Annotated in this window: 11 protein-coding genes; 4 read left to right on the plus strand and 7 right to left on the minus strand. The window is 75.4% G+C overall.

Annotated elements, in window-relative coordinates:
• Nucleotides 1-5 precede the first annotated feature (5 nt).
• Both AC3WT4_RS18365 and AC3WT4_RS18370 read right to left on the minus strand, forming a co-directional pair.
• Nucleotides 6-965 carry a DUF8832 domain-containing protein gene (locus AC3WT4_RS18365; RefSeq protein WP_492316154.1) on the minus strand — a complete coding sequence of 320 codons (960 nt, stop codon included), beginning with the start codon at nt 963-965 and terminating at the stop codon, nt 6-8.
• The gene (locus tag AC3WT4_RS18370; protein WP_167405683.1) at nt 962-1,174 is read right to left on the minus strand and encodes a heavy-metal-associated domain-containing protein; all 213 of its coding nucleotides are present in this window, start codon (nt 1,172-1,174) and stop codon (nt 962-964) included. Before AC3WT4_RS18370 ends, AC3WT4_RS18365 begins: the two co-directional genes overlap by 4 nt.
• A 94-nt stretch (nt 1,175-1,268) precedes the next feature.
• On the opposite strand from AC3WT4_RS18370, the gene AC3WT4_RS18375 reads away from it, so the two are divergent.
• A complete protein-coding gene (locus tag AC3WT4_RS18375) occupies nt 1,269-2,450 on the plus strand; it encodes an FAD-dependent oxidoreductase (RefSeq protein WP_492316155.1) in 1,182 nt (393 codons plus the stop codon).
• A 42-nt stretch (nt 2,451-2,492) separates the two neighbouring features.
• Nucleotides 2,493-4,523 carry an NHL domain-containing thioredoxin family protein gene (locus AC3WT4_RS18380; RefSeq protein WP_108047709.1) on the plus strand — a complete coding sequence of 677 codons (2,031 nt, stop codon included), beginning with the start codon at nt 2,493-2,495 and terminating at the stop codon, nt 4,521-4,523.
• Nucleotides 4,524-4,603: 80 nt separating this feature from the next.
• On the opposite strand, the gene AC3WT4_RS18385 is transcribed toward AC3WT4_RS18380, so the two are convergent.
• The 5 genes from AC3WT4_RS18385 to AC3WT4_RS18405 form a co-directional block, all read right to left on the minus strand.
• Complete coding sequence (locus AC3WT4_RS18385) at nt 4,604-4,852, minus strand: hypothetical protein (protein ID WP_021482232.1); 249 nt, start codon at nt 4,850-4,852, stop codon at nt 4,604-4,606.
• 146 nt (nt 4,853-4,998) lie between these two features.
• Nucleotides 4,999-5,463: a PTS sugar transporter subunit IIA gene (locus tag AC3WT4_RS18390; RefSeq protein ID WP_074805013.1), complete on the minus strand. Its 465-nt coding sequence runs from the start codon at nt 5,461-5,463 to the stop codon at nt 4,999-5,001.
• Nucleotides 5,463-5,693 (minus strand): PTS sugar transporter subunit IIB, encoded by a 231-nt coding sequence (locus tag AC3WT4_RS18395; protein ID WP_034650918.1) that lies wholly within the window; start codon nt 5,691-5,693, stop codon nt 5,463-5,465. The genes AC3WT4_RS18390 and AC3WT4_RS18395 overlap by 1 nt, the downstream gene beginning before the upstream one ends.
• 130 nt (nt 5,694-5,823) lie before the next feature.
• Nucleotides 5,824-6,069, minus strand: a complete 246-nt coding sequence (locus tag AC3WT4_RS18400) for a PTS sugar transporter subunit IIB (protein WP_108047707.1) — start codon at nt 6,067-6,069, stop codon at nt 5,824-5,826.
• Nucleotides 6,066-6,920 carry a GntR family transcriptional regulator gene (locus AC3WT4_RS18405; protein ID WP_074805016.1) on the minus strand — a complete coding sequence of 285 codons (855 nt, stop codon included), beginning with the start codon at nt 6,918-6,920 and terminating at the stop codon, nt 6,066-6,068. Before AC3WT4_RS18405 ends, AC3WT4_RS18400 begins: the two co-directional genes overlap by 4 nt.
• 360 nt (nt 6,921-7,280) lie before the next feature.
• Here AC3WT4_RS18405 and AC3WT4_RS18410 point away from each other — a divergent pair, with 360 nt between their 5' ends.
• Both AC3WT4_RS18410 and ptsP read left to right on the plus strand, forming a co-directional pair.
• Nucleotides 7,281-8,675, plus strand: coding sequence for a PTS transporter subunit EIIC (locus tag AC3WT4_RS18410; protein WP_492316156.1), 1,395 nt, complete (start codon nt 7,281-7,283; stop codon nt 8,673-8,675).
• Nucleotides 8,672-10,405: a phosphoenolpyruvate--protein phosphotransferase gene (gene ptsP, locus AC3WT4_RS18415; RefSeq protein ID WP_492316157.1), complete on the plus strand. Its 1,734-nt coding sequence runs from the start codon at nt 8,672-8,674 to the stop codon at nt 10,403-10,405. Before AC3WT4_RS18410 ends, ptsP begins: the two co-directional genes overlap by 4 nt.
• The last annotated feature ends 82 nt before the right edge of the window (nt 10,406-10,487 follow it).

The raw sequence follows: 10,487 nt of genomic DNA on the forward strand, positions 1-10,487 counted from the left end.
GGTGGTCAGTGGTCGTCGTGCGGGGCGAGATCGTCGCCCGCCGGGGCGTCGTCGGGGGTCGACGTGGTGCCGGTGGCCTCGACGGTGAACGCCGCGGTGCGCACCTGGCCCTCGACCTGGAAGTCGAGGTACAGGAGGTACCGGCCCGCGGTGGGTGCCTCGACGGCGAACGCCACGGTCGGGCCCGAGAGCTCGCCCGGCGCGGCCTCGGCGCCCTCGGGGTGGGCGTGCAGGTAGGCGAGGTCGCCGTCGCGGAGGGTGACGAGGTGGCCGAACGCGCCGAGGTAGGGCTCGAGCGTCGTCACCGGCTCGCCGTCCCGCGTGACCTCGAGCGTCAGCCGCGAGGCCGTACCGGCCTCGAGGCTCCCCTCGAGCGCGACGTCGTACCCGTCCACCGAGGCGGTGGTCGTGGGGGCGTCGGCCCGGACGGGGACGACCTCGCCCGCGACCTCGACGGTGCGGCTCAGGGTGAGCGGGTCGCCCCCGGTGGGGACGGCGTCGGCGTACACGCGGTAGGTGCCCGCGGCGTCCCACGTCCAGGGCACGGACCAGCGGCCGGCCTGGTCCAGCTCGGGGTGGGCGTGGCGGTAGTGCGCCCCGTCGGAGCGCACGACGACGAGGTGCAGGCGCTGCTCGTGCGCGACGGCGAAGTCGGTCACCGGCTCGCCCGCGGGGTCGGTCAGGGTGAAGGCGAGCTCGCCGGGCGTGCCCGGCGTCTGCGGGGCCTCGACCTCGCCGAGGGTGTAGCCGCCCTGCTCCAGGGACAGTCCGCCGACCATGTCCGTTCCTCTCGTGGTCTCCTGCGCGGGGTCGTCGCTCGTGGCGGCGTGCTGCTCCGGCGCGTGCGCGGCGGGCGTCCCCGAGAGGGCGCCCTCGGGGACGACGGCGCCCGCGACCGCGGCCGAGGCCACGAACACGACCCCGAGCCCGGCGACGTAGAGCCCGATCCGGGCGGGCGCTCTCATCGCACCCGCTCCGCGGTGTAGCCGGCCTCGTCGACGGCGGCGAGGACCGCGGCGTCGTCGACGGGCTGGTCGGCCGTGACGACGAGCCGACCGGTGGTCGCGCTGACGTCGATCGTGGTGACGCCGGGCACCTGACCGACCTCCTCGCGGACCGACATCTCGCAGTGGCCGCACGTCATGCCGGTCACCTGGTACTCGATCTCGACGATGCTCACGACGTTCCTCCTCGGTGCTGGTACCCCCATGGGGTATGACTAGGATGGCGAATATACCCACAGGGGGTATCAAGGTCAAGGAGGAAAGATGGGCGACGTGGATAGGTCGGCGGACGTGGTGGTGGTCGGGAGCGGCGCCGCGGGGCACGCTGCGGCGGCGACGCTGCGCGGCGAGGGCTTCGACGGCCGTGTCGTCCTCGTGCACGGCGAGGAGGGGGAGCCCTACCTGCGCACCCTCGTCGACAAGGCGATCCTCCAGGGCGTGCTCACCGCGGAGCAGGCCGCCCTGCCCGTGCCGCCCGACGTCGAGCTCGTGCGGGCGCGCGCGACCGGGCTGGACGCCGCACGACGGACCGTCGTCCTTGCGGACGGGCGCGAGCTCGCCGCCACGGCGCTGGTCGTCGCGACCGGCGCTGCACCTCGGCCCGGCCCGGTCGTGGACCGTGCCCCGGGGGTCGCGCGTCCCGACGGCGGAGAGTCCCGCGTGGTGCAACTGCACACCTCGCGGGACGCCGAGCGGCTGCGTGGCCTGCTCGGCCCCGATCCCGCGCGGCGCACGGTCACCGTGCTCGGTGCCGGGTTCGTCGGTTCCGAGACCGCCGCCTGGCTCGCCGAGGTCGGTGCGACCGTCCACCTCGTCGCCCGCTCCCGGCTCCCGCTCGCGGGGGCGCTCGGGACCGCGGTCGCGCGCGCCGTCGCCCAGCGCCACGAGGAGCACCTCGACGCCCATCTCGGCCGTCGGGTCGAGGCGGTGACCGAGCATCCGGGCGGCGTCACCGTGCGCCTCGCGGGTGGGACGACCCTGGAGTCCGACCTCGCGGTCGTCGCGCACGGCACCGCGCCCGCCGCACCCGGCACCGGCGGCGGCGTCGACGTCGACGACCGCCTCGCCGTCCCGGCCGCGCCCGGCGTGTTCGCCGCCGGGGCGGTCGCCGTCCACCGGGACCGGCGCGGACGGCGGTTCCGGACCGACCACTGGGACGCCGCCGTCGCGCAGGGCGCTCACGCGGCACGCCTCGTCCTGCGTCACCTCGTCGGGGGCCCCGACCCCGGCCCGTACGTGCCCGACGCCGGGCTCACCCTCCTGCTGCACGGCGCCCAGGTCGCGGGGTTCGGCGTCGCCGTGCCCGGCGCGACCCCGGAGCATCGCACCCTCGACGGCGGCGGGCTCCTCACCGAGTTCCGTGTCGGGGCCGACCTGGTCGCGGCGGTCGGGCTCGGTGCGACGCGTGAGCTCCACGCCCTGCGCCCCGAGCTGCGCCGCCCCTAGGGCGTCGTCGGCTCACCGCTCGCGGCGCGCGAGAATGGTCGCGTGACCACCGAGCGACTTCCCCGTGTCCGCGCGTCCGAGCTCGTCGGGCGCGGCTGGCTCAACACCGGCGGCCGCGACCTGACCCTCGCCGACCTGCGCGGGAAGATCGTGCTGGTCGACTTCTGGACCTTCTGCTGCGTCAACTGCCTGCACGTCCTCGACGAGCTGCGCGAGCTCGAGGAGCGGCACCGTGACGTGCTGGTCGTCGTCGGCGTGCACTCGCCGAAGTTCGAGCACGAGGCGGACCCGGCGGCGCTCGCGGCCGCGGTCGAGCGGTACGAGGTGCACCACCCCGTGCTCGACGACCCGGAGCTCGTCACGTGGTCCGCGTACGCGGCGCGCGCCTGGCCGACGCTCGTGGTCGTCGATCCCGAGGGCTACGTCGTCGCGCAGATGGCGGGGGAGGGGCACGCGTCCGCGATCGCCGCCCTCGTCGAGGAGCTCGTCGCGGAGCACGACGCGAAGGGCACGCTGCACCGGGGCGACGGCCCGTACGTGGCGCCCGCGCCGTCGTCGGGCACGCTGCGCTTCCCCGCGAAGGCGGTCGAGCTGCCCGGCGGCAACCTCCTCGTCGCGGACGCCGGGCACCACGCGCTCGCCGAGCTCCTGCCCGACGGCGAGACCCTCGTCCGGCGCATCGGGTCCGGCGAGCGCGGGCTCGCCGACGGCGGCCCCGACGACGCGCGGTTCGCCGAGCCCAACGGGCTCTGCCTGGTCCCGGAGCGGGAGCGTGAGGCGTACGGGTTCGACGTCCTCGTGGCGGACACCGCGAACCATGCGCTCCGCGGGGTGCGGCTCGCCGACGGGCACGTGACGACGGTCGCCGGGACCGGCGAGCAGTTCATGGTCGGCGGCGTGGAGAACGTCGTCGTGGCGGACGGGGACGGATCCCGGCGCCTCGGTCCGTTCGACGCCGCGCAAACCTACGAGCCGCTCGACGTCAAGCTGTCGTCGCCGTGGGACGTCGCCTGGTCGGACGAGCTGGGAGGCTTCGTCGTCGCGATGGCGGGCCACCACACGCTGTGGGCCTTCGACGGGTGGAAGCTCGGGCTGCTGGCCGGGACGATGAACGAGGGTCTGGAGGACGGGCCGGGAGCGTCAGCCTGGTTCGCCCAGCCGTCCGGGCTCTCCGTCGCGTCCGACGGTGCCGTCTGGGTCGCTGACGCGGAGACCTCGGCGCTGCGCCGCGTGTCCGGGCTGGGTGGGGGCGTCGCCGTCGTGCCCGACGGTGTCGAGGTGCGGACCGCCGTCGGGCAGGGGCTGTTCGACTTCGGCCATCGCGACGGCCCGGCCGAGCAGGCGCTGATGCAGCACCCGCTCGGCGTCGCGACGCTGCCGGACGGGAGCGTCGTCGTCGCGGACACGTACGACGGCGCGCTGCGCCGGTTCGCCCCGGCTCCCGGTGACGCCGGGAGCGTCGGCGACGACACCTCCGGAACCCGCCTCGCCGGCGAGGTCACGACCCTGGCGACGGGCCTCGCGGAGCCGAGCGGCGTCGTCGTGCAGGTGGGCGAGGGGCCGGGCGGCGAGCCGCAGGTCCACCTGCTCGTCGTGGAGTCCGCGGCGCACCGCCTCACGCGCGTCGCGCTCCCTGCGTCGCTCGCGGGCGAGGTGCTCGACGGCGGCGCGCACCGCACGCAGCGTCCCGTGACCGACATCGGGGCCGGGCCGCTGTGGCTCGACGTGCCGTTCGTCCCGGCACCAGGGCAGAAGCTCGACGACCGGTTCGGCCCGTCGACGGAGCTGCGCGTGAGCGCGACGCCGCCCGACCTGCTGCTGTCCGGGGAGGGCGTCGGCGTCGAGCTCGGCCGCGACCTGGTCATCAACCCCGAGGTCCGCGAGGGCGTGCTGCACGTGACGGCCCGGGCGGCGTCGTGCGACGTCGTCCCGCTCGGAGCCGACGGCGAGCCCGACCCGGACGTCTTCCCCGCGTGCCACCTCGCGCAGCAGGACTGGGGCGTGCCGGTCCGCGTGGTGGACCGGGGCGAGCCGGGCGACGTCCCGTCCCTCACGCTCCCGCTGCGCGGCTAGATTACGGCTCGCACGGGGTCCTCGGTGGACGTGCGCGGGGCCGGGCTCCGACGGAGCCCGGCCCCGGTGAAGCGTGACCGTCAGCAGGCGGTCCAGGAGTGGCCGAGGATGTGGCCCGCGGTGCTGAAGGTCTTGGACTGCCCGCCCAGGAGCCGGTAGGTGGCCGTCGTCTTCGCCCCGCCGGCGTTGGCGTAGGAGATCACGAGGACCCGGCAGCTCCCGAACGTGTTGGTGTACGTCCGCGTCTCCGCCGCGTTCGCGACGGTCGGCGTGGCGAGAGCCAGCGCCGCAGCGGCGGCGACGACGGCGACGAGCTTCTTGAACTTCATCGTTCCCCCTTCATCGGGTGTGATGCTCGAGCATCTGACGCCATGCTCGCCCCCTGTGGGCGTGGCGTCAGTGCCGAAGCCTCGCATATGGAAGGGGCCTGCACAATAGCTCGCCGCGGCCCGATGTCCGGCCGGACGCCGGTGTGTCAACCCCAGGTGAGCAGTTCCTCGCCGTGGGCGGCCCACGCCCCGACCTCGGCGAGCGAGGTCACGTCGTCGGGCGCCGCCTCGAGCGCGACGACCGGGCACACCGCCGACCGGCCGCCGGCGCGCACGGCCTTCGGGTCCCAGGTGACGAGCACCGTGCCGCGCTGGACGTGGTCGCCCTGCGCGACGTGCGTCGTGAAGCCCTCGCCGCCGAGCTGGACCGTGTTGATGCCGAGGTGGACGAGGACCGCGCGGCCGTCGTCGTGCTGGACGACGAACGCGTGCGGGTGCAGCTTGACGACCGTGCCCGTGATGGGCGCGACGGCCTCGCCGCCCTGCGCGTCGTCGGGTTCGACGGCGAGCCCGGGGCCGACGAGCCCGGCGGAGAAGACGGGGTCGTCGACGTCGCTCACGTCCACGACGGTGCCCGTGACGGGGACGAGCACCGTGAGCGGCGCCGCCATCAGCGGAGGTCCTCGATGTCGGAGACGATGTTGTCGGCCTCGGGGCCGACGATGACCTGGATCGCGGCGCCCGACCGCACGACGGCGATCGCCCCGGCCGCGGTCAGCGTGGCGTCGTCGACGAGCGCCGGGTCCTCGACCTCGACGCGCAGGCGCGTGATGCACGCCTCCAGGTCGAGGACGTTCGCGTCGCCGCCGAGGCCTCGGAGGATCTGCTCTGCCTTGCTCACGGGTGCTCCTCGGGGTCGGGGTCCGGCCGGGGCCGGGTCGGGGGGACCGGCCGGCAGCCGTGCCGGTCGGGGTGCGCGGGATGCGCGGAGAAGGGTGCTGTGGCCCGAGTCGCGCCCGGGTCCGGGTCCCTCACATGAGGTCGGCGAGGTCGGATGCGATGGTGTCGACCTGCGGGCCGACGACCACCTGCACGACCCGCCCGTTCACCATGACGCCGAACGCGCCGGCGCGGCGCAGGAGGGCGGCGTCGACGAGCGTGGGGTCCTTGACGAGCGACCGGAGCCGCGTCGTGCACGGGTCGATCTCCTCGATGTTCCCCACCCCGCCGAGGCCGGCGAGGATCGTCGCGGCGCGTTCCGCGTCGGACTGTGTCATCGGTCGTTCCCTTCGGTCGCCCGTGCCGGCACCGGCACGGGGGCGAGCTGGTCGGTCGGCGCGTCGTCGGTGACGGCGCCCCCGTCCGCGGGGGTGTCGTCCGCGGTGGTGCTGCGCGGCACGAGCGTCGGGCGCGCCTCGCGCAGCGGGACGAAGACGCTGTACCGGTCGCCGCGGTAGCTGGAGCGCGAGTACATGAGGGGGGAGTCGCCCGCGAACGTGCGTCGCACGGTGCGCATGACGGCTCGTGACGCGCGGAGCTCGAGGAGCTTCTGCTCCTGGACCGTCGCGTCGGACGCGGTGATCGTGTCCTCGCCCCACGTCGGCGCGAGCCCGCGCTCGCGCAGGGCGCCGTACAGGCTCTCGGGCACGCCGTCGTCGAGCAGGTCGGGGGCGAGGTCCACGGGGATCCACGCCTCCTCGACGCTCATGGGTGACCCGTCGGCGGTGCGCAGGCGCACGACGTGGTGCATCGGGTCGCCCGTCGCGCGACCGAGCGACTCGGCGACGGACGCGGGTGCGGGGGCCGTCCCCGCCTCCAGCACCTCGGTGCCCGGCTCCATGCCGCGCCGTCGTGCCTCCTCGCCGAACGTCGTGAGCCGCATCTCGAAGTCGGCGCGCGGCGGCGCGACGAAGGTGCCGCGACCCTGGGCCCGCTCGAGCACGCCCTCCGTGACGAGCGCGTCGACGGCCTGGCGCACGGTCATGCGCGAGACGCCGAACTTCTCGGTGAGGCTGCGCTCCGACGGCACCGCGTCGCCGACGGAGAGCTCGCTCGCCACGAGGTCGGCGAGGTAGGCGCGCACCGTGAGGTACTTGTGCTCGCTCGCCTGCGATCGTGACCTGCTCATCGTCGTGCCGCGTCCTCGTCCTCGTGCCGTCCCTGGTCCCGGTCGTCGCCGACCGCCCTGCTCCGGTGCCGCGTTCTCCACGGCTGCATTGTCGTCGTCCGGCCGTCGTGCGACCTGCGACGACGCGCCCCGCGGGGCCCGCCGTGTGTCCCGGGTCACCCTCGGGGGTTGACACATCATGAGGTCTAGACCACTCTTCCTGCAAGTGGTCCAGACAACCTGGACCGACACCCCGGGCACGACGACCCCAGGTCTTCTCGTCGTGCCCCGGGACCGGCAACGACGCCGCACGACGTCGCGCCACAGCCGCCGCTCGACGCACCTCGCCTGCGCCCCAGGCCTGCCCAGGAGGAGAAGGACATGACGACCGTCGCCGAACCGACGAGGACCAAGAGAGGGGTGCCCGGCTTCGCGCAGCTCCAGCGCGTCGGGCGCTCGCTCATGCTGCCCATCGCGTCGCTCCCTGCTGCCGCGCTGCTGATGCGTCTCGGGCAGCCGGACATGCTCGGAGCCGACGGCGCCGCCGGGACCTTCGCGTGGATGCAGCCCGTCGCGGACGTCCTCGGCGCCGCCGGGAACGCGCTGTTCAGCAACCTGCCGATCATCTTCGCCCTCGGCGTCGCCGTCGGGTACGCCAAGAAGGCCGACGGGACGACGGGTCTCGCCGCCCTCATCGGCTATCTCGTGTTCTCCGGCGTCACCGACTCGCTCTCGCCCTACGTGCTCGGCGAGGCCGCCGAGGGCGAGACGCAGGCGCTCATCAACTACGGCGTGCTCGGTGGCATCGTCATCGGTCTGACGGCCGCGCTCCTGTACCAGAAGTACTACCGGATCAAGCTGCCCCCGTACCTCGCGTTCTTCGGCGGGCGGCGGTTCGTGCCGATCATCACGGCGGGCGTCTCGGTGCTCATCGCGGTGGTGGGCGCGCTGATCTACCCCGCGTTCGACTGGCTCATCAACGAGCAGATCGGCGGGTTCGTCACCGGCTCGACGATCCTCGGGGCGTTCGTCTTCGGCACGCTCAACCGCCTCCTCGTGCCCATCGGCCTGCACCACCTGCTCAACTCGCTGCCGTGGTTCCAGTTCGGCGAGTACACCGCTGCCGACGGCACGGTCGCGCAGGGCGACATCTTCCGGTTCCTCGCGGGCGACCCCACCGCGGGCACCTTCCTCACCGGGTTCTTCCCCATCATGATGTTCGCGCTCCCGGCCGCCGCGCTCGCGATCGTCCACACCGCCAAGCCGGCGCAGCGCAAGGTCGTCGCCGGCATCATGGGCTCGGCCGCCCTCGTCTCGTTCGTCACGGGCGTCACCGAACCGCTCGAGTTCGCGTTCGTGTTCGTCGCCTACCCGCTGTACGTCATCCACGCGGTGCTCACCGGCACGTCGATGGCGCTCGTCAACGCGCTCGGCATCCGCGACGGGTTCGGGTTCTCCGCGGGCGCGATCGACTACCTGCTGAACTTCCGCATCGCCGAGATGCCGCTGCTCCTCATCCCCATCGGGCTCGGGTACGCGGTGCTCTACTACGTCCTCTTCCGCTTCGTCATCACCCGCTGGAACCTGCGGACCCCGGGCCGCGAGGACGACGACGCGGAGGGCTCCGTCCAGGCGACCGGCGCCGTCGACACCACCGAGGACGCGCGGCCCGACGCCTCGGCAGCGGAGGCCTCGCCGGTGCGACGCGACGTCGACGCCGCGGAGGCGGGCACCCCGAGCCGGACGGGCGCGTCCGGCGGCGGGAGCACGGCGTGACGCTCGCCGACGACGCGACGAGCGCCCCCGCGCGGGACCTCGACCCGGGGTTGGCCGGCGTGCCGGTCAGCCCCGGGCGGGGGGCGGGACCGGTGGCGCGGATGCCCGGCTCCGTCGCGGAGCCGGACCCGGCGCTGCTGCCCGCCGACGCGTCGGACGCCGACGTCGACCTCGCGGTGACGCAGGTCCTCGCGGCGGTGACGACGGTCCAGGAGGACCTCACGGCCCGCGCCGCGCGGGCCGAGGGCACCGCGGCGGAGGTCCTGGGCGTGACCGCCGCGATGGCGGCGGACCCCGCCCTGGCGCGCGACGCCGTCGGGCGGGTGCGCGAGCTGCGGGCCACCCCGGCCCGGGCCGTGTGGGACGCGGCGGGGGTCGTCGTCGGGCGGCTCGAGGCGCTGGGCGGCCTCCTCGCCGAGCGGGCGCGCGACGTGCGCGACGTGCGCGACCGGATCGTCGCGACGCTGCTCGGCCTCCCCGTGCCCGGCGTGCCCGACCCGGGCCACGCGTTCGTCCTCGTGGCCGACGACCTCGCGCCCGCGGACACGGCGCAGCTCGACCCCGGGCGCGTGCTCGCGGTCGTCACGCGCGGCGGCGGCCCGACGTCGCACACCGCGATCCTCGCGCGCGCCCTGGGCATCCCGGCCGTCGTGGCGGTCGAGGACGCGCTCGCGCTGCGCGACGGCGAGACCGTGCTCGTCGACGGCGGCCTCGGCACGGTGGAGCGCGACCCGTCGGCGCACGACGTGGCGGCGGTCGTCGCGGCCCGGGGCGCGCGCCGCGCCCGGCGGCGCCTCGACGGTCCCGGGCGGACGGCGGACGGCCGCCGGGTGGAGCTGCTCGCCAACGTCGCGGACGGCGCGGACGCGCGCGCCGCCGCGGAGGCGGGTGCGGAGGGCGTCGGGCTGTTCCGCACCGAGGTCTGCTTCCTCGGTCGGACGGTCGAGCCGACGGTCGACGAGCAGGTCGTGGCCTACCGCGAGGTGCTCGCTGCGTTCGCGGGCCGCAAGGTCGTCGTGCGCACGCTCGACGCGGGCGCCGACAAGCCGCTCCCGTTCGTCACGCCCGACGCCGAGCCGAACCCGGCGCTCGGGGTGCGCGGCCTGCGCACCGCGCGCCGCCACCCCGAGGTGCTCGACCGTCAGCTCACGGCCGTCGCGCGCGCGGCGGAGGCGGAGTCGGCCGACGTGTGGGTCATGGCGCCGATGATCGCGACGCCGGACGAGGCGGAGTCGTTCGTCGCGCTGTGCGCGGACCACGGCCTCGCGACGGCGGGCGTGATGATCGAGGTGCCGGCCGCGGCCCTCGGCGCGCGCTGGGTGCTGGCCAAGGCCGCGTTCGCGAGCATCGGCACGAACGACCTCACGCAGTACACGATGGCGGCCGACCGCGAGGTCTCCGACCTCGCGCGCCTGTCCACCGCGTGGCAGCCGACGGTCCTCGCGCTCGTCGGGGCGACGGGCTCCGGCGCGGCGCTCAACGGGCGACCGCTCGGCGTGTGCGGGGAGGCCGCGGCCGACCCGGTGCTCGCCCCGGTGCTCGTCGGGCTCGGGGTGACGTCGCTGTCCATGACGCCGCGCGCGCTCCCGGACGTCGCCGCGGTGCTGGCCGCGACGACGTCGGACCGGTGCGAGGAGCTCGCGTTCCTCGCGCTCCAGCAGCCCACGCCCGACGCCGCGCGCGCGGCCGTGCGCGCCCGGCTCCCCGTCCTCGACGACCTGGGGCTGTGACCGGCGTGGGGGGGGGGGGGGGGGGGGGGGGGGGGGGGGGGGGGGGGGGGGGGGGGGGGGGGGGGGGGGGGGGGGGGGGGGG

Source organism: Cellulosimicrobium sp. EB106-03-01-XG111 (assembly GCF_058792115.1).

Coding starts and splice junctions, on each gene's coding strand:
- AC3WT4_RS18365 (WP_492316154.1), bottom strand. CDS start 965: ATGAGAGCGCCCGCCCGGATCGGGCTCTACGTCGCCGGGCTCGGGGTC.
- AC3WT4_RS18375 (WP_492316155.1), top strand. CDS start 1,269: ATGGGCGACGTGGATAGGTCGGCGGACGTGGTGGTGGTCGGGAGCGGC.
- AC3WT4_RS18385 (WP_021482232.1), bottom strand. CDS start 4,852: ATGAAGTTCAAGAAGCTCGTCGCCGTCGTCGCCGCCGCTGCGGCGCTG.
- AC3WT4_RS18390 (WP_074805013.1), bottom strand. CDS start 5,463: ATGGCGGCGCCGCTCACGGTGCTCGTCCCCGTCACGGGCACCGTCGTG.
- AC3WT4_RS18400 (WP_108047707.1), bottom strand. CDS start 6,069: ATGACACAGTCCGACGCGGAACGCGCCGCGACGATCCTCGCCGGCCTC.
- AC3WT4_RS18405 (WP_074805016.1), bottom strand. CDS start 6,920: ATGAGCAGGTCACGATCGCAGGCGAGCGAGCACAAGTACCTCACGGTG.
- AC3WT4_RS18410 (WP_492316156.1), top strand. CDS start 7,281: ATGACGACCGTCGCCGAACCGACGAGGACCAAGAGAGGGGTGCCCGGC.